This is a genomic window from Leadbetterella sp. DM7, assembly GCF_040829825.2.
Lineage (GTDB): Bacteria > Bacteroidota > Bacteroidia > Cytophagales > Spirosomataceae > Leadbetterella.
Genome location: NZ_JBFOLH020000005.1, coordinates 218,632 through 242,202, shown reverse-complemented (window position 1 = coordinate 242,202; position 23,571 = coordinate 218,632). Strand labels below are relative to the sequence as shown.

Sequence of the window (23,571 nt, the reverse complement as noted above, 5' to 3'; positions counted from 1 at the left end):
CTTACTTTACTTTCTCAACGATGGCTTTAAAAGCATCAGGATGATTCAAAGCCAGGTCGGCCAATACTTTTCTGTTAAGCTCAATACCTGCTTTCTGCAGCTTGTTGATAAATACCGAATACGATAAGCCGTAAGGTCTTACCCCGGCGTTGATCCGTACGATCCACAAGCTACGGAAGTTTCTTTTCTTTTGTTTACGACCGATATAGGCGTAAACCAAACCTTTTTCGACAGCATTTTTAGCAACTGTCCAAACATTTTTTCTTCTTCCGAAGTAGCCCTTGGCCAGCTTCAGAACTTTTTTGCGGCGTGCTCTTGACGCTACATGATTGACACTACGTGGCATAAATTTTTACGTTTTTTGACCAGAGGCGTTCCGCAGCGGGAAACTTAATGGGCCTGTAGCCGGGTTAAACAATAGAACCAGATGCTGTAAGATTACAGCAGGCTTTTAATTCTTGCTTCATCAGCAGGACTAACGAGCGTGGTCTGAACAAGGTTTCTCTTTCTCTTGTTCGACTTTTTGGTTAAAATGTGGCTGTGGAAAGCATGCTTACGCTTGATTTTCCCGGTACCAGTCAATTTAAACCTTTTTTTCGCTCCTGAATTTGTTTTTTGCTTTGGCATTTTACAAAACAGATTAAGTATTAAAAAGTAAATTGGGGTGCAAAGTTAGGAAATTTATCCATAATATGCACATCTTCCACAAAATATATCTTTGAAATGTGCACATACCAGCAGACCGTATATCATGAAATTCACAATCAAAATTATGCTATTCAAAATACGGCTCTGTTTCATGAATATGCAAAAAATTCACTGTATTATTACCCCGCACCGCCCCGTAACAAAACAAAATCTGCCTTTAACTCAATATTCTGCCTTTAACTCAATTGTCCGGCTTTCTTCTCTTTCCTTTTCTCCTATTTTTGTACTTAGTAAATTAAAGCAAGACAACATGAACATACGGTTCTGCCTTCTCACCCTCATTACCCTGCTGGGCCTGGCCGGCTCTGCCTGCGCCCAGTCGGGAAAAAGCATAGGCCTGTATTATTCTTTTCCGGCACACAGCTCCGTCGTTACCTTCGAACAGCTCGTGGGCGGGGGCAGCTATGAAAGCAACGGCATACAAAATTTCGGTATCAGCTATATCCACGGCCTGAATAAGGTGCTCGACTTTGAAACCGGCATTGATTACTCGGAACATCACGTCATCCGCCATCCGGCTTTCCTGGGAGACGCCACGCCACCGCCCACGAAAGTCTCGGCCAGGCTGGTCACCGTACCCGCACTGCTCCGGGCAAACCTGGGAAATTACGTTTACCTGAACGGCGGCCCGATGATCGATATCGACATTTCACAATCCAGGGAGATCAGTAACCAGACCGGCTTGGGCGTAGCACTGGGCGCAGGCGGCCGGTATGCCTTCAAATCAGGTATTTCTGTTTTCGTTAACCCGAATGCCCGGCTTCACGCGCTCTCGTCTTTCACTAGGCAACGCTCCCGTTACCGGATCATGGAAACCGGCATCCGGTTCGGACTGGCCTACGCCATCGCAAAATAATCGGGGGCGGTCTTCGGCACACAGCGGAAAATCCTGTAACTTTGTTCATTCAGAATTTACAGGAACTCCATGAAATTTTCGCACCTCCATAACCATACCCAGTACTCCCTGCTTGACGGAGCCTCGGGTATAAAACGACTTTTCGCCAAGGCCCAGAAAGACGAAATGCCCGCCGTAGCCATCACAGACCACGGAAACATGTTCGGCGTATTTGATTTTGTAGCTACTGCCGGGAAATACGGGGTAAAGCCTATTGTTGGCTGCGAGTTTTACGTAGTGGAAGACCATACCCGCAAAACCTTCACCAAAGAGCAGAAAGACCTGCGTTACCACCAGCTTCTGCTGGCCAAGAACCCGGAAGGCTATAAAAACCTGACCAAGCTCTGCTCACTGGGCTATATGGAAGGCTTGTACAGCAAATACCCGCGGGTGACCAAAGCGCTGATTGAAAAATACAAAGAGGGCCTCATTGCCACTACCTGCTGCATAGGTGCCATGGTGCCCAAGGCCATTCTGAAGCAGGGCGAAGAAGCCGCCGAAGAAGAGTTCAGGTGGTGGCTTGACCGCTTCGGTGAAGATTATTATGTAGAAATTCAGCGGCACGATATGGCCGAGCAGATCCGTGTCAACGAGGTCCTGCTTAAATTTGCCAAAAAATACAATGTCAAGGTCATCGCTTCTAACGACAGCCACTATGTGGATCAGTCGGACTGGGTGGCCCACGATATCCTGCTTTGCATCAACACCGGCGAAAAGCTGGCTACCCCCAGCAACAAGGAGTTTTCAGACGACGACGAAGGCAGCAAGAAAGGTACCCGCTTTGCCTTCTACAACGACCAGTTTTATTTCAAGACCACGGCTGAAATGACGCAGCTGTTCTCCGATATCCCGGCCGCCATTGACAACACCAACGAGGTAGTAGGCAAAATTGAAACCCTCAACCTCAAAAAAGATATCCTGCTTCCCAACTTCCCCATTCCGCAGGAGTTTAAGGTTCATGCCGATGACACCCTCAACCAGTGGGAATACCTGCGGCACATTACGTTTGAAGGAGCCCGCCAGCGCTACGGCACCATCAGCGCCGAAGCCGAAGAAAGGCTAAATTTTGAGCTGCATACCATCAAAACCATGGGCTTTGCCGGGTACTTCCTCATTGTAATGGACTTCATCCGGGCCGGCCGTGAGCTGGACGTGATGATCGGCCCGGGCCGGGGTTCTGCAGCAGGCTCTGCCGTAGCTTATTGTATCGGCATCACCAACATTGACCCCATCAAGTACAACCTCCTGTTTGAGCGTTTCCTGAACCCCGACCGGAAGTCGATGCCCGATATCGATACCGACTTTGACGATGAAGGCCGCCAGAAGGTGATCGACTACGTGGTAGATAAGTACGGGAAAAACCAGGTGGCCCAGATCATCACCTACGGTACCATGGCCACCAAATCATCGGTGAAAGATGTGGCCCGGGTAATGGACCTCCCCCTGTCGGAAGCCAACCAGATCGCCAAGCTTATTCCCGATAAACCGGGATACGGCATGAACTTCCAAAAGCTCATCCATGCCCCCATAACCGGGCCCAAGTCGCTGACCGAGCTGGGCCTCAACCCGGATGAAATTGAAAACGTGAAGCAGGTGCGCGAAATGTACCAGGGCCGCGATCTTACTTCAAAAGTGCTGAAACAGGCCGAAAAGCTGGAAGGAACCGTGAGAAACACGGGTATCCACGCGGCCGGTATCATCATTGCGCCTTACGACCTGTCGGAAATTGTGCCCGTTTCCACGTCTAAAGACTCTGACCTGCTGGTCACCCAGTTTGAAGGCAAAGTGATTGAAGATGCCGGGGTAATCAAAATGGACTTCCTCGGGCTGCGCAACCTGACCATCATCAAGGAAGCCCTGCGCATGATCCGCGAAAACTACGGGGTAGATATTGACATCGACAACATTCCGTTAGACGACGAAGAGACCTACAAGCTCTTCCAGCGGGGCGAAACCAACGCCATTTTCCAGTTTGAATCTGACGGGATGAAGAAATACATGAAAGATCTTCAGCCCGACCGTTTCGGTGACCTGATCGCCATGAACGCGCTGTACCGGCCGGGCCCGATTGCCTATATTCCAAACTACGTAAACCGTAAGCACGGTCGTGAGCCCATCACCTATGACCTGCCTGAAATGGAAGAGCACCTGGCCGAAACCTACGGGATCACCGTGTACCAGGAGCAGGTGATGCTGCTGTCGCAAAAGCTGGCCGGCTTTACCAAAGGCGATGCCGATACCCTGCGAAAAGCCATGGGTAAAAAGCAGAAGGAAGTGCTGGATAAAATGAAGACCAAATTCATTGAAGGCGGGCTCAGCAATGGCCATCCCGAGAAAACGCTCGATAAGATCTGGACCGACTGGGAGGCCTTTGCGCAATATGCCTTCAACAAGTCGCACTCCACCTGCTACGCTTTTGTGGCCTACCAGACTGCCTGGCTGAAAACACACTATACGGCCGAATATATGGCCGGCGTACTCACCTCCCAGCTGGGCAACATTGATAAGATCACCTTCTTTATGGAAGAATGCAAGGCCCTGGGGCTGCAGGTACTGGGGCCCGATATCAACGAATCGCAGAAGCGCTTCAGTGTGAATAAAAAACACGAGATCCGTTTCGGCCTGGGCGGTATCAAGGGCACCGGCGATGCCGCCGTAGACGCCATCATCGAAGAACGGGATAAAAACGGGCAGTTTAAAGACATTTTTGATTTCATCACCCGGGTTAACCTTCGTACGGTCAACAAGAAAACGCTTGAATCACTCGCTTATGCCGGCGCATTTGACTGCTTTGAAGACATTCACCGGGCGATATATTTTCACGTGTCAGACGAGGGCGGCACCTTCATTGAGCGGCTGATCCGGTATGCCAATAAGGTGATGGAAGATAAAATGAGCTCGCAGAACACGCTGTTCGGGTCTTTAGGAGGCGACAACGGCTTTAACATCCAGACACCCAAAATAGACCGGGTGGAAGAATGGGGAAACATTGAGAAGCTCCGGTATGAAAAAGAAGTGGTAGGCTTTTACATTTCAGGCCACCCGCTTGACCAGTTTGCCATGGAAATGAGCCTCTGCCGGCCGCTTGACACGTCCCTGCTTGAAAAAGAGAACAAAGACAAAGAATTTACCATTGGCGGGGTGGTTACTTCCGTTAATATACGCCAGTCTAAAAACGGTAACCAGTTCGGTATCTACCGCATTGAAGACTATACCGGCTCACTGGAAATTGCCCTGTTTGGCCGCGACTTCATCGAATATTCCCGCTATTTTATCCCGGAATCGTTCATTTATATCAAGGGAAAAGTGATGGGCCGATGGGGAAAAGAAGACGAGCTGGAATTCAAGCCCCAGTCTATTGACCTGCTCAGTGAAATGAAGGAAAAACGGCTGAAGGAAATGAAGATCAAGCTCGATATCCATTCTCTCGACAAGTCGCTGGTGCACGAAATACAGGAAGTGGTGCTGAAAAACCCCGGGAAATTCGGGCTGAAAATTGACGTGTACGATACCCAGAACCAATACGACATCGCACTGTTTTCACGTACCGTACGCATTGAGATCAGCAAAGAGATCCACAGCCGGCTTTGCGGGCTGGTAGGTGCCGAGAACGTTTCGGTCAACTGACCCGCTTACGACAGGATATTGCGGGTGAAACCGTAGGTAAAGCCGGCCGGCTTCTGGTGTTTCCAGCGCTTGTGCGACCACAGCCAGTACTCGGGCGCCTGGTAAATATTTTGCTCCAGCAGGCGGGCGTGCTCGGCCAGGATAGCGCCCAGCGGCTCCTTAGACGGGTCATCGGTAACGGGTTGAAAGGAGATCGCATACCGTCCGCGGCCGCTTACCCCGATATGGGCAAACAAAACGGGAAAGTTCAGCTGGCGGGCCATCTTTTCCGTACCTTCAAAAAACGAAGTATCCCGGTTAAGAAATTTTACCCAATACGATTTTTCAGCCGGTGCCGACTGGTCATTGGCCAGCACCAGGATATACCGGCTTTTCTCGTTCTTAATAAAATCCAGGGTTTCTTTGGTATGAAACAAGATGGCTCCGCCCCTCTCACGCGAAGCCCGGAAGGCCTTGTCAAAATAAGGGTTGGTCAGCTTCCGGTACGGAACCCCCATACGCACATTGGCAATCCGGGGAAAACACTGGGCAAGCCATTCGTAATTTCCCACATGGCCCAGGGTAATCACTATCCCTTCATTTTCGCGGTATACTTTCTCAAAAAAATCCTGGTTGGTGAATGTCACCCGTTGAATCAGCTCTTCGTACGAAATGCTGAAACCCTTTATGGTTTCCATAAACAGGTCGGCCAGGTAATGGTAAAACTTCCTTTCAATGGCCTGCCTCTCCGCCTCTGTCTTTTCCGGGAAAACCTGCCGCATGTTGTCGCGCACCACCTTTTTCCGGTAGCCCAGCATACTGTAAAGTACAGGATAGACCACAAAATCCGAAATAAAATAAAGCGCCCGCAAAGGCAACAGGGAAAACAACCAGATAAAGGGATATAACAAATAAAAACTGATGGCTTGCATTATTCTTCTTTCATGAATGCGGCAAAATTACGAGTCCCTTGCCCTTTTTATTAAAAAAGATTAGTAAAAAGCAAAAGTAAGCAAAACGGTTAGAACCGTTGCTATACAATGCTTTATAAAATAGTAGTCTTAGTTTGGAACTCGGTGTCTGATAGGTTTTGGGCTTAAAACGACAAGGTTAGGTTACTAATTCGTTACCGATTGATAAAGGCAACTATATAACTTAACTGATTATATTTCAGCGTTTTGCACCCATTTTTATATTTCCTTGTAACTCAATGTAATTTAATTTTAAACATTAAACATTTGAGTTATGGAGCAGACAAAAAAATCGACGTTCAAACTGCTTTTCTATTTGAAAAAGAACGAACTGAAAAAGAATGGTAACGCCCCGATTATGGCACGTATTACCATTGATGGAACAGCTAAAACTTTGGGAACAAAGTTAGAAATTGACCCTAACAATTGGGATTTAAAATACGGAAGAGTTGAAGGCAAGAGTGCCACAGCTTTGGGCATTAACAAAAAGCTGGACAACATACGTGGGCGTATCGACAAAATATACGAAGATATGCTGAAGCACGAGGGCTTTGCAACCGCACAGAAAGTAAAACTTTCGTTTTTGGGTGTTGGTGTAATGGATGATGCCATATTGAAAGTGTTCAACGACCAAAATGAAGATTTTAAAAAATTGGTCGAAAAAGAAGAACGGTCTGAAAGCACCTATAATAAGTACATCACAGTTTACAACCATCTTAGCACGTTTATAAAAGAACGCTATCATCGTGATGATATGGCTTTTCGGGAATTGACTGCCGATTTTATCCGTGAGTTTGATTTTTACCTCCGGTACGATTTACAGTGTGCACATAATACGGTTTGGGTTTACACAATGCCTGTATTAAGTCTGGTGGAGTTAGCTATTAAGAAGGGCTTGATACGTAATAATCCGTTTCAGGATTACGAAATTAGTATGGAAGAAACCGACAGGGGTTATATTCTAAAAGAAGACGTAGAAAAATTGATGATGTGTATGCCGTCACACCCACGGTACGAACTTGTAAAAGACCTGTTTATTTTCAGTTGTTTCACCGGGCTTGCTTATGCGGATATTAAAAAATTGACAAGGAACAATATTCAATCTTTCTTTGACGGTCATCAGTGGATTATCAGCAGGAGAAAGAAATCAGATGTTGCTTCCAATGTTCGGTTAATGGAAATCCCGAAACGCATCATTGAAAAGTATCAGGGTGCAACCCGTAATGAATTTATCTTTCCGGTTCCGACCAATGCGACCTGCAATACTCACGTTGGTAAATTGATTGAGAAAGCAGAAATTATTACGGAACAAAAAGTAACTTTCCACACGGCAAGGCATACTTTCGGAACAATGTTCTTAACAGAGGGTGTACCGCTTGAAAGCCTTAGCAAAATGATGGGGCATAAAAATATTTCTACTACACAGATTTATGCAAAGATTACCAGCCAAAAAATCAGCAGGGATATGGATTTGGTTTCGCCTAAGTTTAAGGCTATGGAAGATGCGTTTTTAACGGTAGCTATTTAATTAAATCCAACACAACTTATAGAACAGAGCTTGACGGCTCTGTTTTTTTTTGCCCAAACTTTTTGATAGCCAAAGCACATTTACCGCTTTCCTATTCCCTCACTGTAAAAGAGTTTTTTCGGCTACTTCTGAAACAGCCATTTGAAAAATGCTCCATCTCCGCTAAAGCCATTTACAACATTTTTAAAATCCCTGGTAATGTGGCTGTCAAAGCCACACAGAAAAAAAACATTTATCAATCCAGCTAATTGGAAGTGTTATTTCAAATCACTACGAACCATTTTCCAATGCCATCTTCTTAGGCTTCCACAATAGTTTTTATCCAAAGTGCCGTATGCTTTTTTGTCCCATTTCAAGAGCAAAGGTATTTCCGTGTTCTTAACGCCGACAAAAGGTCACGCAAGTTTGGAAAAAAATCTCCACCCCTTGGGTAGTATTTGTTTTCCAAAACCTTGTGTCGGCTAAACCCGAACCTTTTATGCTCGTGAAACGAAACATAGCATACTCCGGCTCTTTAAACGAATAAAAAAAATGTCAGATACGAAGATTAAAAGCATTGAAAATGGTAATGAAACGAAACAGCACCTCCTCCCATTGCCGAATAAATCAAAAAAAATCAAATCGAAATCAATAACTAAAAATCAAAGAAGATGAACATTACAGGAAGACTGACAAGAAATGCGGAAGTACGCACATTGTCGAACGAAAAACAGGTAGTAAACTTTTCAGTAGCGGTAAACGACAGCTATCGGAACAAACAGGGCGAACGAGTAGAGCAAACCACCTACTTCGATTGTGCCTATTGGATAACCGCAAACGTGGCAAGGCTACTGACAAAAGGCACTTTGGTAGAACTCACAGGACGAGTAAGTCCGAGAGCGTGGGTAAACAAAGAGGGCGAAGCAAAAGCAGGTCTGAATTTCCATACCTCACAAATCAAACTGCACGGAGGTGGAAACAGAGCCGAAACCGTACAGGCTACTGCACAATCTGAAAGCAACGGATTTACAACAGAGGGAACAGAGGACGACCTACCATTCTAACAACTAAACGAGTATTCAATCATTTTTTAACATCAAAATTTTATCAAAATGGCACATAATATTTATTTCAATGAGAGAACAGGAAAGCACAGTTTCTTTTCAGTACAGCAAAAAGCGTGGCATGGTTTGGGGCAAATCGTGGAGCAATACCCAACGAGCGAGGAAGCAATCAAACACGCTGGGTTAGATTACGAAGTCGTAAAATCCCCACTATTTACCAAAGGTTCGGACATTATCGAAACAGCCAACGGCATAGAAATAGGCAGTAGCGAATTGGAAGTGCCCAACTATTTTGCCAACATTCGCACCGATAACAATACTGTATTGGGCGTAGTGGGTAAAGATTACCATATCGTACAAAACCGTGAAGCCTTTAATTTCTTTGATGCTATTGTAGGCGGTGGTGAGGGTATTCTATACGAAACCGCAGGAGCATTAGGCAAAGGAGAACGCATTTTTATCACAGCCAAATTGCCCGACTATATCCGTGTAGGCAATGGCGATGATGTAACCGAAAAATACATTTTCCTTACCACTTCGCACGATGGTAGCGGAAGTATTACGGCAGCGTTTACACCTATCCGTATCGTTTGCCAAAACACCCTTAATGCTTCTTTACGTACTATGACCAATGTTGTCCGTATCAAACATACTTCGGGAGCAAAACAGCGTATTGAGAACGCCCACAAGATTATGGGATTGGCAAACACATTGAGCGACCAATTAGAGGGCATTTTTAATGATTGGACAAAGGTAAGAGCCACAGATAAAGAAGTAAGAAAACTAATCCAATTGGCACTTTGTCCAAACAAGGAAACGCTTGACCTTATCCAAAAAGGTGCGGAGGATGAAATGTCCACCGTGTTCAAAAACACCGTTGATAATGCTTTTCTCTATGCAATGACAAGCGATACCCAACAAATGGACACCACCAAAGGCACTTTGTTCGGAGCGTACAACGCTGTTACAGGCTACTTCCAAAATGTACGCAGTTACAAAGACAACGAAGCCAAACTACAATCCATTGTTTTAGGTGGAACGGCTCAACTCAAATCACAGAAAGCATTTGAATTGTGTACCGCCTTTGCTTCGGAAGGTGCGGAAATCCTAAACCTTAATTAAATAACAACAGGCTACCGCCTTAATCGGTGGTAGCCTACTATAAACTAAAACAATGACAATAGGAATATATAAAGCAACGCTGAAACACGACACAGGCACAACAACGCTCAGAGTAGTATCACTAAGCGGAAAGCAGGGAGCTATACAGCAGATAACAACCGCAGAGGGTTGTCCCGAATGTGCCATTGTGGGTATAGTAGAAATTTTTAACGATACAAGACAGCAGGATATGAAAGCAACAACAATTGGGGAAGCAAAAAGTCGGGCGAGAGCCAAGAGCCTTGAAAAGAAGCACAAAGACGAAAGCATATTTATTATTTACTGCAATCGTACAGAGCATTTCTACATAGATACGGACGGTTTAATACGCCTTTGGGAAAAGTCGCACGGCTACTATGTAAATGGGGTTTATACCGCAGAAGATTAACTAACAATAAAACATTTGATTATGGCAAATTGGTGTAACAATGCGGTTGTTTTCGAGGGAAGACCCGAAGCAATCGAACAGATACAACAGCTATTCAAGGCAATGGCTGAAAAACAGAAAAAAGAAGAATGCGGACAATTGCCCGATTTCGTAGAGGACAACAATGGCGGTTATTTCTTCAACATCTATTGGAACGAGGGAGATAAAGGGATTTTTCAATACGAAACAAAATGGTCGCCCAATACCGAAGTTTTGAAAAAGATAGCAGAACAGTACGAAGTTGATTTTGTACAGGACTATGAGGAATTGGGAAATGGTGTATATGGTAAGTCAACATTCTATGACAAGCTACTCACAGATATTTATTTGGAAGATGAGGATTTTGAAGCCTATCAGTTTGAAGAAGAAACCGACATCTATCATTTCGAGGGTGAGGAATACGGTAGCGACTGTGAAATATTGGAAACCTTGTTGGAGCGGAAAATTAAAAATCATCAACTTTTAAACCAAGCACAATGAAAACTGAAACAATAGCCACAAAGTTTGTCCGTCACGATGTACCCGAATTACAATCCCTGCAATACGCTAAAGTGTACGTGTTAAGGGAAAAACTGAACAAGGGCGAAAAGATGAACAGAGCCGAGAAAAATTGGCTTGCAGAAGCCGTAAACCGAAATGCCTTTTTCAAAAAAGCAGTTCCCTTGCAGGGTTATCGGTTTGGGTTTGAGGATGTGCTGAAAACCTATTTGGTTAAGCAGTACGACAGTTGGCACGAATACAATGCCCCCGACAAAACAAGTCTTAAAAGCATTGTTTACGGCAGAATTGACCAAATAGCAGAAATCAAAAATTAACAGGATAGCAATGTAAATAACAGATTTAAACGGTTGCCTAATTGAAGTAACAGACCTTGACGAAGCCATAAGAATAACGGCAGACTACAAGGAATACAGGCACAAAGACAAAAGTTTTTCGGAGTTTGACAAAAGGCAAAAAGCCTATTGGACGGATATGTACGAGAAACTAACAGCAATCAAAGAACAAGTAACAACACATTAAAATTTAAGAGCAATGAACACAAATTTTTTCAATCAGATACAGCAGTTGGATTTTACAGGAGTATTGCAACTGAACATTTCCAAAGGAGCAGAAAATAACCTAATCGTATCGGTATTGCTCAATAACGAGCAATGCGGAGATAGTGCCAAAAACCTCATTCCCCCATTGACGTTCAACGCCACACCCCAAGAGTTTGACGAGGGATTTTTTGAGCAGATAAAAGCACCTGTCAAAACCGTTTCGGGTGTAATGGTGGATATGGAAAAGTTCCTAAAACAAATGGAAGAAGTCAAAAAGCAATCGGCAATGGAGAAAGAAAAAACCGAGAAAGCCAAAAAGGAAAAAGAAGCCAAAGACAAAAAATACAAAGACGGTATGGCAAAAGTGGACGAACTCGAAAAAGAGGGCAAGTTCCGTGAAGCGTGGATTAAAGTACCCGACATTACCGAGTTTCCCGAAAAAGCGGACGAAATACGCAAACGCAAAACATCATTGTCCGACAAATTCGCTACACCGAGCCTATTCGGAGCAATGGACGAACCAACACCCGAACCGCAAGAGCCAAAACAAGCGGAAGAAGTTACGGCAGATTATCCCATTGATGAAGTAGAGGAAGAAGAAACAGAATATTAACGATTAAAAACGAATAGTATGTTATTAGCAACGCGATTAGAACGAGTTTTTATACTCAAAGATAAAGGACAGGACATCAGACTGACCGACCCCGAACCACGTTGGAGTGTGGAAGCAGTAATGAATTTTTACGCCAATATGTACCCGATACTTACAACCGCAAAAGTATCCGCACCACAAATCAAAGATGATGCGGTAGAATACAAATTTGAAAGCGTAATGGGAACGAAAGGTTAAACCAAAAATCAAAAACGATGAATTATGCAACGCAACATCATATCGGGAACTATCAGCATACCCGAACAGAAACGCCAACGGCAATTGCACCGACAGTTGAGCGAGTTTGCCCATTGGATGCAAAGACCAAAAGATGCAAACGAAGTGCGGAAAGACAAGCAGAAATCCGTACCGATTGCAATGCTACCAATGGTTTTTTAAAATCGGTATTCCTGCCTAAACTGAAAGAAACGAAAACCGTACAGGCTTTTAAGGAAACCGCAAAAACGGAGAGGGATTTTTACAAGTCCCTTTCCAATCTTGCCGAGCATTACAGCATTGAAACAATGAATACCAAAGATTTTAAATTTCCGTACAATATTGCTTTGGGTATGTGGGATATTGAAGCCAAACTAAAACGTACCAATGCAAATTGGGATAATTTCAAATTGATACAGGACAGTAAGAAAACCTATTTTGTGAGTGAGGAAAGATATGATACAGGCACAACCCTTTATTATATTCCAATCCTGCCACTTTTTAAAATGTTGCACAATACGAAGCATAAAAAGAACGCCCAATTGTTGATTTCAGTTTGCAGTTACCTCTATCACATTGCCGACATTCCTTATTACAGACAGGAAAACAGCTATTTGTATTGGCTCTACGAAATGCACAAAGATTGGATAGAGGATGATTACGAAACAGAAGAAACAGATACCTACAAAAATGAGTTGAACAAGGCGGAGCAAATTGGCGACAATATAGAACAGAAACTATATAACCGCATCAATTTAACGGTATTTGAACAGCGTTTAAGCCGTTTCAAAAGCCGTAATACATTTGACAACGAATGTTGGCAGATAGCTTCTAATGCCTTTGCCCTTTATACGGAATATCCGACAGCAAGTATTTTCAGAAATGCACCCATACCCGAACAAGACCCTTATAACGATGATTACGAAAATGAAGCTATCGGAATGGAAAAGTACATTTCTTTTACAGCAGACACTAAAGGTTGGTTATATGAAAACCTTACCGATAGTATCAACAATGAATTTAACGAGTGCGGAACAATGGAAGAACCTACCATTCACAAAACCTTTGACGGTAGCGAAATAACCGCAACCAACCTTGATTTTGAAAACCGTCTTTTTGCCTTGTTAGACGAATTGTGTTCGCTATTGTATAACTATTAAAACCACAACGTAATGAACAGCGTAAACGACATAACAGGGAATTTTGGAACATTGTACCTGCCAAAATCTGCTTTGGTTTTTTATGAAGCCAAAGGAACGGAAAAGACAATGTATGTTGAGCATTTTGATATGGATAAAAATGGCAATCCTGTTAATGCACACCCATTGAGCGTAAAGGAAGCCGAAGTATTGGCAAAGTCTTTACAGACTGATGAAGAAAAGAGTAAGGCATTTTTAAAACCGAAGGGAATTTTGCCGACTAACATTCTGCACATCAATCCGAGCAATGATAAAGGTAAGGTGCTATGGTACACCAAATCACAGCAAAAACAACTGTATTTTGTCGATAGTCTGGGCATACCCAACGGAAAGGCACAAGTACCCGCAATGCTTTGGTTAGCGAGTAAAACCAGTCTGACTGTTTTTGCTTTGGCAAACGACAGAAGACCCACCGAAAAAACACCTTTGCACTATGTACCTTTCTTCAATATCTACGAAAAGGGCAATGTATGTATGGGAACGGTAAGCATTGATATTAAAAATTCGGCTTCGGTTGAGGAATTTATACAGGCTTGGGAGCATTATTTTTTCAATTCCTATTTCAGTCATTCATTATGCGAAAACTTAACCAAAACGAATATTGTAAACCTTTGGAAAGACCTTATCAATACGGATAAACCCTTTCCGAAAGAAACATTGAAAAAGACCAACAAAACCCTTAAAAATCTATTGTGATGAATACCGAGAAAACAAAAATACATTTTACGGATAATTATCTGATCAATCCGACCAATCCCATTACGGTAAACCTTATCGGAGCAGGTGGCACAGGGTCAAAGGTATTGACAGCTTTAATGGAAATGAACCACAGCTTAATTGAATTGGGACACGCAGGGTTACAAGTCCGACTTTGGGATGATGACATCATCACAAGTGCCAATTTAGGCAGACAGCGTTTTGCAGAATGCGAAACAGGATTGTACAAATCCGTATCACTAGTAAACCGAGCCAACCGCTTTTCGGGTACAAGTTGGAAAGCAGAAACCCAAAAGTTTGAAAAGGATAAATTCGGGCGATTACCCGAAAATGCAAAATCCACTATTTATATTACGTGTGTGGATAATGTACAGACAAGGTTTGGTGTAGCCGAAATTCTAAAGGAAATCAGCTACCGTAGAAACTACAGCCGAGATGAACCAAAGTATTGGTTAGATTTTGGGAACAGCAGGCACACAGGGCAAGTGTTACTATCTACAATAGGAACTATTAAACAACCCAATTCTGAAAAATACGAAACGGTGGCAAGCCTGCCATTTGTTACCGAAGAATTTGGCGACTTGCTGAAGCAGTCCGAACATCAGGACGACACCCCAAGTTGTTCACTTGCCGAAGCATTGGAAAAACAGGAATTGTTTATCAATTCATCATTGACCCAAATGGGTTGCTCTTTACTATGGAACCTATTCCGCAACGGAATGACCGAATACAGAGGATTTTTTCACAATCTGAAAGACTACCGCACCCACCCGATAAAGGTCGGTTAAAGCCCGAAAATCGGGCGGCGAAAAGACACTTCCTTCCGTTGGTCGGAACCGCCTTTTCGCATTTTTAAAGGTGCAACCCCATTGCCAAAATGCACCACACACAATTCCTTCTTCTTCATTTTAGCAAACAGGTTGCAGCATTATTGCGTGGGATATTCTTTATCCCATTTTTTGCATCATAACAACTTCTTTTCTTTCTACATAAGCGACCAAAGAAAAGAAGCAAAAGAACGTCGCTATATTGGTTTTGATTTCGATTATGGGAGTAGAAGCACTTTTTTAAATTCACTAAATTTGTATTCTAACAAATCAGATATATGGGAGGTGTAAAACAGAGATGGCTTGAATTGGAAAGTAGAAATTTAAGTAGTATTCCAGATAAGAACATTTGTATCAAGCATTTTGAAGACAAAAGTATTAACCGTTTCATTAAACAAAACTATCAAGATGGCTTTTGCGATTATTGTGGCAAGGAATTAAAAGTCGTTCCCCTTGAAGATTTAATGGAATTTATTATGGATGGCATTTCAAATTTCTACGAAGATGCTGCCAATTTTATGAGTTATAATTCAAGAGAGGGCGGTTATCTTGGAGAAATTTATACTCCTGACGAACTTATTCAAGAACACATCGAATTAAACGCTGAACCGTTTGAAGTTATAGAAGACATCGTTAACTCAATTGAAGATATTGCTTGGGCTCAACCGGACTTGTATTATGACAATATTAAGGATGATTTAGAATTTCAGTGGAAATACTTTAAAGATATTATTAAACATAAGTCCCGTTATCTTTTTTCATCTGGAGATAGTGACCAACCTAAAGCATTACACATATTACAAGAGGTTGGCAAGCTAATATCAAAATTAAATATAATAAGGGTAATCCCGGCAGGAACAAAACTTTATCGTTGCAGACAACACGACTTCAAAACACATATTACTGAATTTGACGAAATTTCGGCTCCACCAAATAAAAAAGCAATTTATCCGAATAGGTTTAGTGCTTCAGGAATATCAATGTTTTATTCTGCGTTTGATATTGATACAGCAATTTTGGAAACAATAAGCAGGACAGATAAATACAAAAAGTATGTTACGATTGCAGAATTTGAAACATTAGAAAATCAGATTGTTGTTGATTTTAATAAGTTGCCTAAAATCCCAAGCATTTTCGGAATTAGAGATAAGAAACGATACTATCTTGTCTTATTCCTTTACTCATTTGTAAGAGATATAACTCAACAAATTACTAAAGATGGAAAAGAGCATACCGAATATGTTCCAACGCAAGTTGTGACTGAATTTTTAAGGTATCCATTTAATAAAAATAGAAAGAATAAAATATCGGGAATTATTTACCCCTCTTCACAAAATAGAAATCAGAAATCGGCAGTGTTTTTTTGGGATGACGAATTAAGTAAAGAAAAGGTAAAATTGAATAAATTAGAACGGAGGAAAATCATTTAAATGAAAATTGACACAAAAGACATCGTACAGCAATCTGAAAAATTTGCACTAAATGTAGCTGACCAAATTTCTAAAATCACGGTTCAACCATTTTGTGAAATATCTTTTCATTCCTTGCAGTTTAGAGATAAAGCAACACTAAAAAAGCACATAGATAAAATTCCCAAAAGTGATAATCCACTTATCTCTATATTACGAGTTCAGTCACCCCAAAAGGTAAAAAGATTAATTGAATATTTTGAAAACTATCATTCTGCAAACAAGCTAAAAACAAAGAATAAAGATAGAGTTAATCTTTCTCGATACAACAAAACTTCATCGGATATATTATATGTTGGAAGCTCAACAACAGATTTCAAGACAAGAATTAAAAACCATCTTGGTACAGAGGGAACTCGGGTTTATAGCTTGCATTTATGCAAATGGGATAATTGTTTAGAATACGATTTGGAAATTTTTGCATACGAGGTCATTTCGGAAAGCGATGAAACTATTGAGCGTTTCATTGTCGAAATCCTTGAACAGCAATTTTGGGATAAACTATGTCCAATATTTGGTAAACGCAGTGGTTTGTAAACCTATTAAGAATAAATTGAACAACTCAATTATGAAAACATTATACATTATCGGTAATGGATTTGACATCCATCATAGATTAGACACAAGATATCAAAGTTTTGCAAACTACTTGGCTGAAAATAACAGCGAAGTCTATGACCTTTTATTAAATTATTATGGACTTCCTGATATTACAAATCCCGAATTGACAGATGAAGAATATGCCTTATGGTCAAGATTTGAGCAAGCGTTAGCTGATTTGGATTATACAGCAGTATTGGAAGATAACTCTGATTATATTGCTAACCCTGGTGCTGAAGATTTTAGAGATAGAGATTGGCATAGCTATCAGATAGAGATGGAGTTAATAATCAAAGATTTAACCACAACTCTGATAAGCGATTTTAATAATTTCATCCTTGAAGTTCAATACGGAAGTATTCCCGATGACACGCTGATTGTATTGGAAGATGATAGTCATTTTTTAAATTTCAATTACACAGAAACATTACAGGAAAGCTATAACATTCCTGAAAATCGAATAACTTATATTCACAACAGAGCAGATGCGAATAACTGTACATTAATTTTAGGACACGGAACAGACCCTGCAAATTTTGAGGAGATAGAAGAAGAACCACCGCAAGGATTGAGCGAAGAGGAATTTTACGAATGGCGTGAACAAAAGGCTGATGAGTATGACTATTCTTACGAAAGTGCTAAACAGGAAATACTTTCCTATTACACAAAAGCATTTAAAAACACATTGTCAATTGTAGAAAGCAATATTGAGTTTTTCTCAAACCTTACGGAAGTTGAAAAGGTTATTGTTTTGGGGCATTCAATTTCAGAAGTAGATTTAAAATATTTTGAGGTATTAAAGGATAAACTAAATGAAAACGTGATTTGGTATGTTTCGTATTACAGCGAACTTGAAAAGCAAGCTCACATAGAAACACTACTAAAACTTGGAATAAATAACAATAATATTATCCAAATAAAAATTACAGATTTAAAAAAGCAACCTTAGTTATAGGTATAGTATTCCTGTGCAATTTTTGCTATTCCCACACTAAAATATCTTTTGTCATTGATAACTCCCTCAATTGCTGTTTTAAAGTCGTCCGCATCGCTACCGATAAGCAGATAACTTTCAAAACCAATTCCCAAAAGACTTTTTACCGTTTCATCTGTATCAATATCACTATGGGCAATCAGTTTGATATTTGGATATTTCGACTTTAATTCCCGAAGCTGTGCCAGCACATTCTTGTCGTGAAAATCAAGGTCAATAATACAGGCTTTAGGAAGTGTTTTTAAAGCGGATAATTGCGATCGTCCGTCCTCAATGCTTTCTGAACGGAACAATACATTAATTCCTGAAGCAACGAGGTCGTTGCTGGTCAAATCCAAAATCGGGCTTTTATCATTGATAAAGGCAATGTTGGTTTGTTCGGGGTTGTTTACAGTGTTCATAATACCAATTTTTAATGTTTAGTAAGTGGAACCCTGCACAAAAAAAGAGGCGTAGGCAACCACACTTACCGATACTAAGGCACTGGTACGCCCAAACCCCGAATAAGCGAGCGCCCACGCCATAACGTGAGCGTTCTTACTTATTGCCTCGGGGTTACAAAAATTACCAGTTTTTAGTACCAAGACCTAAAGCAAAAACACTTTAAGTATTTTCTATATTTTCAAATACAAAGATACTAAACTCATTTCGATAGGAAGATAGTAACACAAAATTTATTACAGACAATGTTTGATGTTGGATATATAATTCTCTTCCAAGATGGTCAGAATGTCGCTTTCCTTATAGATTATTTTGCCTCCTATCTGTATGTAAGGCAGAATATTATCATCACGGTATTGCTGTAAAGTCCGTTTGCTGATATGTAGCAATCCGCATACATCTTCGCCTGACAAGTAGATTTCTCCGTTCATTACAGGACGGTAGTTCTTCAGTATTTCTTCAATACGGTATCTTAACCTTGTTATCATTTCCTGATAGGCAATGATTTCTTCGGCTTCATTCGTCAATAAATCCATTGTCATTTGTATTGTACGGCTGTCCGGCTTCGAGCAAAGCCTTTACATCCGAGAGTTTGTAATAATTCTTGCGGTTCAGTTTGGAGTAAGGCAGTAAGCCTTTATCCTTGTAGGTTTGTAAAGTCCGTTTGGTAATGTTCATCATCAGGCACACTTCCTGGTTATCGAGCCATTGCTCTTCCTTGAAAATGGGCGTGTATTTCCGAGTGGCTTTTTCGGTCAGTTCCAAAAGCTCCTTTATATCATTCTTCATTCCGTCTAATGCGGATTTCTGTACTGCGATAACTTCCATAGTCTGCTCAATTTTTCTGTGGAAGTCGAATTTATAAAGGCTTTTTGCAGGGTTAGGAAAGGTTGCACCCGTTGGCTTTGAAAGGCAGTATTTGGCAGTTTATTATTGTCATTAAATGAAAAATCGGATAACCTTTTGGGCTACCCGATTTTGTTTTAAATCTTGTCAGAAGAATATGTATCAGCGTTGGGCAGGTTGTTCTGCATTCACTTCCTGCTGTTGTTTTTCCTTTTTCTCACGGGAATACACCCACAATGACAACAATCCGAATATAATCAGTGCATAAGCTATCCATTTGCCAACCCTTTCGACAAATTTAATAAAGACAGAACTTTCATAAGAGGAAAATCCCTCTGCTCCCATAGGGCTGCGCCTGTAAAACTTTCTACGGTTAATCCAGTAACGAAGCCCCAAGCCTGCAACCAAAAATATTATACCTATAACCAATGAAGCGACCATAACCTATGCTTTTAGTATTCCAGTTGATAAATTTAAAAAATATTGACGAACCTTTAAAATTATCCCTGTTCAATATGCTGTAAATCAGAACGATTTACCTTTCGATAAGCCGTTTTTTCTGAAACATACAAACCAATTTAATCACTACTGTTAAACTGAAAACTTATCTGTTTTTCGTTCCCGAAACTGTCGGAAATCCAAACCTCAAAGGATTGCGATACGGCAGAAGCGGAAGTATAATACAACCTGAACTGCTCTGTGGGCAATTGGTAAAGGTCATTGGGCAGGTACGGCGGTTCATCATAATACTGCAATATGCCTTGTCCGTCAAACTGGAAGTAACGGATGAAATACTGCGTGTTGCTGTAATTTCCTGTTCGCTGTATGGTAATGCGTATCTCAACGGTCTGCCCATTGGCAACATCTTTAGGTACAGGCATCACTTTTACCTCAAAAGGAAAATCATTCTGTATTTCGAGTTCATCGTCTTTGCTACAAGATACCAGCGAAATTGAGCCTGTCAGGATTGCCAATAATAGGTATATTGGCAGTAATCCCGTTCTGAATTTATTGAATATTGCTATCATCGTTTTTACGTTTTAAAAGTTAAACCTTAATCCCAAACCTGCCGATGGTCGGAACTGCTGTAAGTCTGTACCCCAAAGGACTTTTGTACGCCCTTGTAAGACGAGTACAAAACGGTCGGACAGATACGTTTCAAAAGTCAGGCGACCACCTGTGCCATAAATGAAATTATCCTCGCTCAGTATCTGAGCTCCGTCATACAACATTGCTTCGCCCCGGTTGATGGTTTCGTAACCGACCACACCAGTTATCCCAAAATTCAGCGTGATATTTTTTCGGGCATCGCCCAACAAAAAGAAGCTGTAACCGCCCTCTGCGGAATAGGTTTCCTGTGGGATGCGGAGGTCTTTGTAATCGTGGTACTGGTGCGTGTATTCCAACGCCCAAATCTGATAATTGCCATTTTTACCGTTCACGGTCATACCGATATTGATATAATAGTCATTGCCGATTTTGTCATCGGACAAAATACCTGTACTCACTTCCAATCCTTTTTGCTTTGGCAACATTCTTTGTGCCTGTGTAACCGTGATGGCCATAAAGATGAGCATCACGGTATAGATATACTTTTTCATATTATCTGCTTTAAAAGGTTATTAAAATTTTAGGTGCATATCGTTAATCAAACGAGCTTTGATTAAGTCGGAATTTTCTACCTGAAGCGTTTGATGTCTGCCGCCATTCTTCTCAAAAATCTCAATCAGCAATACCTTGTCATCGGCAATGGTAAATTGGTCAAGCAGAAACACATTTTGTTCAGTCGATTTTCCGTTTATTCCGTCCTCCAATGGCTTATAAGTTCTTAATGGTATCAATGGTCGTTCCTGCACTACGGTACGTTTGGCTACTTTCTTATCTACTACCTTGAAATTCACAAAATCAATCTGAAATGGTACATTGGACTTGTTTTTGACTTCCGTATGAAAATAGTATTTCCCGTTGTGGATGTAGATGCCTTTCAGAATGAAGTGTATTCCAAAACTCTTAGCCCCGATATGCTTTACAATCCTTTTGTCTTTCTTGTAAATGGTTTCCAATAACAAGCCTGCCAATGACGGCGAATTGTTGCCCAATTCCTCGAAAAGCACATCGTTTCCATTGGCTTTATCTACTGCCTTTTGCATAGTCAGCAGGTCATAGCTCAATGCTTCCGGGTAAGAACTGTAATACACATTGAAGCTGTAAAAACGTCCGTCATTGGTAATCACAGAAAAGTTCGTTTCCGGCTCAAAATCCCTTACGGTTGCCTTTACACGCAATACGTTTTCCGCATCTTCTGCCTTACCTGCAATCAGGTATTCGCTTCCTAAATCCACATAACGAATGGCGGTCGGGAAAATAAGGTGCGAAGTTTTATCGTAAGTAACTTCCATACGATACGGTTCTATCTTGCCCAGGGCAAGCGGTGTTTTTGCATTTACACTATCCTGTGCAAAAGAGCTTACGGCAAAGCCGATAGTAAGGGCGAATGCCCAAAAGGTTTTAAAAAGATTTTTCATCGTCTATAATATTTAATTTTAATGGTGATGAAGCTTGTCCTGTTGCACAGGACAGGTTTCATTGTTTTATTTATTTGAGTTCAACATTATTTTTTAGAAACGAGGAAGACCTGATGACCTGCCTTTAGGGTAACTTTGGGTGTTCTTACCTTTTTGGCGAAATAGCCCGAAATACCCTGCACCACGCCACGGCTTAAATCAGCAGCGACCTGTTGTCCGGCATTTTGCGTGAGCATTACACTGGTTCCTCCTGTCTGGCTCATATTGCCTGCCATTTCGGTAAGAGCATTCATTTCGGGAGAATACGGCACGTATAGTCCCGGTTGTCCGTCCAAATCGTAAATGGTAATATCCACGGGGATAATATTACCCTCCAATTCGATATTGGTAATTTTGAGTTGCAAACGTCCGCCCTGAAATTTGGCATTGGCGGTTACAATCGTTCCTTGCGGAATGGTGCGGATTGGCGTTTTTGCAGGTTCCAATAATCGCAATCTTACACCCGTTTCGCCGACAACCGTTTGTGCATCGTGTACACAGGCTTTGATACTGTTTTTCGGTTGCACCATTTGCTCGGCAGCACCTGCGGTATAAAAACCTCTGTTTCGGGTTTCACTCCAATCGGCTAAAAATGCACTATCACTTGGCTCACGGTACAAGGCTGATACGGTGTTTTTCCTTGTAGGCGTGAACGCCACAAAATGCTCTTTTTGATTAGTTCCCGAAGTTGCTGAAGCTGTACCACTATTAGCAGGAGTGGCTTCTGCTGTGTTCGTAGTACCTTGTGGAAGATACTTTGCCGCCATCTGGTAAGATTTTTCCATTAGGGCAAGCTGGTCATCAACGGTTGTAGGCTTAGGTATATCCCGTTCAGCTAATTGCTCTTTGAGTTCGTCCAACTGTCTGCGGAGTTCAATTGTTTCCGAATTGTCGTCCTGGTAGAAATTACCCAAGGTGCTTTGCATATTGCGGTAACTGCTCAATGCAGGATTGCCGTTTCTTCCCGAACCTCTGCTACCAACATAGCTATTGCTTTCGTCTTCTTCGGGAAGCTCATCTATGGGTTCATCTTTGTCTTCGGTATTCCAATAGTCCGAAAGTGTTGCAAGTGCATTGCGTTTTTCCTGCTCTTTGCGTTCGAGCATTTCCAACTCGTAAGCCTTGCCTTTGTCGGCAGGCATTCCTGCTCCTGTAGCTTGTGGTACGGCATCGTTCAACCCGATGTTCTCGATTTCGTTTTTGTCTGCGGAGGGTTTAAATATCAAGTACATACAGCCTACAAAGACAATTCCCATCAAGCCAAATATGAGCGGCTTTTTGAGTTTTTCGGCTTTGTTCTGTGTGCCATCTTGCAGCACATCGGCGGTTTCGTTCGGGCTACCTTCTGTTATCCGAACAACCGACTTTTTGTTCTCATTTTCTTTCATAAATCTGATTTTTTAAAATTGTTGATACTGTGTCCCGCAAGGCTGCCGGACTTTCACGTTTTTTGAGGACAGGGTTTTCGATATGTTCAATGACTATATCATTGGACTTTCCGGCATCATACCATACTTTGAGAACAACCCCTGTGGTAAGCAGCAGATAGCCCACAAAAAAGTACAGCGTATATTGGTGCTGTTTCCTTATGGGCAATGCCCGCCAACGGTCATCCAGCTTGTCAAAATACCTGTCCATATTTTCCCTTAATTTTTTCATACTATTAC

Annotated in this window: 28 protein-coding genes; 16 read left to right on the top strand and 12 right to left on the bottom strand. The window is 41.8% G+C overall.

The window, feature by feature from the left end; all coding sequences use genetic code 11:
* Position 1: 1 nt before the first annotated feature.
* The gene (gene rplT, locus AB2U10_RS08460; protein ID WP_367914893.1) at positions 2-346 is read right to left on the bottom strand and encodes a 50S ribosomal protein L20; all 345 of its coding nucleotides are present in this window, start codon (positions 344-346) and stop codon (positions 2-4) included.
* Between the two features lie 92 nt (positions 347-438).
* Positions 439-627: a 50S ribosomal protein L35 gene (gene rpmI, locus AB2U10_RS08455; protein WP_367914892.1), complete on the bottom strand. Its 189-nt coding sequence runs from the start codon at positions 625-627 to the stop codon at positions 439-441.
* 331 nt (positions 628-958) lie between these two features.
* On the opposite strand from rpmI, the gene AB2U10_RS08450 reads away from it, so the two are divergent.
* Positions 959-1,564 carry a hypothetical protein gene (locus AB2U10_RS08450; RefSeq protein WP_367914891.1) on the top strand — a complete coding sequence of 202 codons (606 nt, stop codon included), beginning with the start codon at positions 959-961 and terminating at the stop codon, positions 1,562-1,564.
* Positions 1,565-1,633: 69 nt separating this feature from the next.
* On the top strand, positions 1,634-5,230 hold the full coding sequence (dnaE, locus tag AB2U10_RS08445; protein ID WP_367914890.1) for a DNA polymerase III subunit alpha: 3,597 nt from the start codon (positions 1,634-1,636) through the stop codon (positions 5,228-5,230).
* 5 nt (positions 5,231-5,235) lie between these two features.
* On the opposite strand, the gene AB2U10_RS08440 is transcribed toward dnaE, so the two are convergent.
* On the bottom strand, positions 5,236-6,141 hold the full coding sequence (locus AB2U10_RS08440; RefSeq protein ID WP_367914889.1) for a lysophospholipid acyltransferase family protein: 906 nt from the start codon (positions 6,139-6,141) through the stop codon (positions 5,236-5,238).
* Positions 6,142-6,454: 313 nt separating this feature from the next.
* Here AB2U10_RS08440 and AB2U10_RS08435 point away from each other — a divergent pair, with 313 nt between their 5' ends.
* The 14 genes from AB2U10_RS08435 to AB2U10_RS08370 all read left to right on the top strand — a co-directional run bounded on the left by AB2U10_RS08435 (position 6,455) and on the right by AB2U10_RS08370 (position 18,008).
* A complete protein-coding gene (locus AB2U10_RS08435; RefSeq protein ID WP_115401518.1) occupies positions 6,455-7,708 on the top strand; it encodes a site-specific integrase in 1,254 nt (417 codons plus the stop codon).
* Between the two features lie 650 nt (positions 7,709-8,358).
* Positions 8,359-8,751: a single-stranded DNA-binding protein gene (locus AB2U10_RS08430; RefSeq protein ID WP_115401516.1), complete on the top strand. Its 393-nt coding sequence runs from the start codon at positions 8,359-8,361 to the stop codon at positions 8,749-8,751.
* 48 nt (positions 8,752-8,799) lie between these two features.
* Positions 8,800-9,873 (top strand): DUF932 domain-containing protein, encoded by a 1,074-nt coding sequence (locus AB2U10_RS08425; RefSeq protein WP_115401515.1) that lies wholly within the window; start codon positions 8,800-8,802, stop codon positions 9,871-9,873.
* 52 nt (positions 9,874-9,925) lie between these two features.
* A complete protein-coding gene (locus AB2U10_RS08420; RefSeq protein WP_233509387.1) occupies positions 9,926-10,300 on the top strand; it encodes a hypothetical protein in 375 nt (124 codons plus the stop codon).
* A gap of 21 nt (positions 10,301-10,321) precedes the next feature.
* Complete coding sequence (locus tag AB2U10_RS08415) at positions 10,322-10,819, top strand: DUF1281 family ferredoxin-like fold protein (RefSeq protein WP_115401514.1); 498 nt, start codon at positions 10,322-10,324, stop codon at positions 10,817-10,819.
* Complete coding sequence (locus tag AB2U10_RS08410) at positions 10,816-11,154, top strand: molybdenum ABC transporter ATP-binding protein (protein WP_115401513.1); 339 nt, start codon at positions 10,816-10,818, stop codon at positions 11,152-11,154. The genes AB2U10_RS08415 and AB2U10_RS08410 overlap by 4 nt, the downstream gene beginning before the upstream one ends.
* 217 nt (positions 11,155-11,371) lie before the next feature.
* Positions 11,372-11,992, top strand: coding sequence for a PRTRC system protein E (locus tag AB2U10_RS08405; RefSeq protein WP_115401512.1), 621 nt, complete (start codon positions 11,372-11,374; stop codon positions 11,990-11,992).
* 18 nt (positions 11,993-12,010) lie between these two features.
* Positions 12,011-12,229: a PRTRC system protein C gene (locus AB2U10_RS08400; RefSeq protein WP_115401511.1), complete on the top strand. Its 219-nt coding sequence runs from the start codon at positions 12,011-12,013 to the stop codon at positions 12,227-12,229.
* Between the two features lie 17 nt (positions 12,230-12,246).
* Positions 12,247-13,407, top strand: a complete 1,161-nt coding sequence (locus tag AB2U10_RS08395; protein ID WP_115401510.1) for a hypothetical protein — start codon at positions 12,247-12,249, stop codon at positions 13,405-13,407.
* Between the two features lie 12 nt (positions 13,408-13,419).
* A complete protein-coding gene (locus AB2U10_RS08390) occupies positions 13,420-14,142 on the top strand; it encodes a PRTRC system protein B (protein WP_115401509.1) in 723 nt (240 codons plus the stop codon).
* Positions 14,142-14,951, top strand: a complete 810-nt coding sequence (locus AB2U10_RS08385) for a PRTRC system ThiF family protein (protein WP_367914888.1) — start codon at positions 14,142-14,144, stop codon at positions 14,949-14,951. Before AB2U10_RS08390 ends, AB2U10_RS08385 begins: the two co-directional genes overlap by 1 nt.
* A 317-nt stretch (positions 14,952-15,268) precedes the next feature.
* Positions 15,269-16,420, top strand: coding sequence for a HEPN-associated N-terminal domain-containing protein (locus AB2U10_RS08380; protein ID WP_367914887.1), 1,152 nt, complete (start codon positions 15,269-15,271; stop codon positions 16,418-16,420).
* The gene (locus AB2U10_RS08375) at positions 16,421-16,996 is read left to right on the top strand and encodes a hypothetical protein (protein WP_367914886.1); all 576 of its coding nucleotides are present in this window, start codon (positions 16,421-16,423) and stop codon (positions 16,994-16,996) included.
* Positions 16,997-17,027: 31 nt separating this feature from the next.
* Positions 17,028-18,008, top strand: coding sequence for a bacteriophage abortive infection AbiH family protein (locus AB2U10_RS08370; protein ID WP_367914885.1), 981 nt, complete (start codon positions 17,028-17,030; stop codon positions 18,006-18,008).
* On the opposite strand, the gene AB2U10_RS08365 is transcribed toward AB2U10_RS08370, so the two are convergent.
* The 9 genes from AB2U10_RS08365 to AB2U10_RS08325 form a co-directional block, all read right to left on the bottom strand.
* Positions 18,005-18,454, bottom strand: a complete 450-nt coding sequence (locus tag AB2U10_RS08365; protein ID WP_367914884.1) for a response regulator — start codon at positions 18,452-18,454, stop codon at positions 18,005-18,007. The two genes, AB2U10_RS08370 and AB2U10_RS08365, sit on opposite strands and share 4 nt — an antisense overlap.
* Positions 18,455-18,730: 276 nt before the next feature.
* On the bottom strand, positions 18,731-19,030 hold the full coding sequence (locus AB2U10_RS08360; RefSeq protein ID WP_367914883.1) for a helix-turn-helix domain-containing protein: 300 nt from the start codon (positions 19,028-19,030) through the stop codon (positions 18,731-18,733).
* The gene (locus AB2U10_RS08355) at positions 19,011-19,322 is read right to left on the bottom strand and encodes a helix-turn-helix domain-containing protein (protein WP_367914882.1); all 312 of its coding nucleotides are present in this window, start codon (positions 19,320-19,322) and stop codon (positions 19,011-19,013) included. Before AB2U10_RS08355 ends, AB2U10_RS08360 begins: the two co-directional genes overlap by 20 nt.
* Positions 19,323-19,502: 180 nt before the next feature.
* Entirely contained in the window at positions 19,503-19,781 is a 279-nt protein-coding gene (locus AB2U10_RS08350) for a molybdenum ABC transporter permease (RefSeq protein WP_115401501.1), read from the bottom strand.
* 137 nt (positions 19,782-19,918) lie between these two features.
* Positions 19,919-20,314, bottom strand: coding sequence for a DUF3872 domain-containing protein (locus AB2U10_RS08345; protein WP_367914881.1), 396 nt, complete (start codon positions 20,312-20,314; stop codon positions 19,919-19,921).
* 66 nt (positions 20,315-20,380) lie between these two features.
* Positions 20,381-20,941, bottom strand: coding sequence for a conjugal transfer protein TraO (locus AB2U10_RS08340; RefSeq protein WP_115401499.1), 561 nt, complete (start codon positions 20,939-20,941; stop codon positions 20,381-20,383).
* Between the two features lie 21 nt (positions 20,942-20,962).
* Complete coding sequence (gene traN / locus AB2U10_RS08335; RefSeq protein WP_367914880.1) at positions 20,963-21,865, bottom strand: conjugative transposon protein TraN; 903 nt, start codon at positions 21,863-21,865, stop codon at positions 20,963-20,965.
* An 86-nt stretch (positions 21,866-21,951) separates the two neighbouring features.
* Complete coding sequence (traM, locus tag AB2U10_RS08330; RefSeq protein WP_115401497.1) at positions 21,952-23,292, bottom strand: conjugative transposon protein TraM; 1,341 nt, start codon at positions 23,290-23,292, stop codon at positions 21,952-21,954.
* Entirely contained in the window at positions 23,279-23,563 is a 285-nt protein-coding gene (locus AB2U10_RS08325; protein ID WP_115401496.1) for a nitrogen regulatory IIA protein, read from the bottom strand. The genes traM and AB2U10_RS08325 overlap by 14 nt, the downstream gene beginning before the upstream one ends.
* Positions 23,564-23,571: the final 8 nt, after the last annotated feature.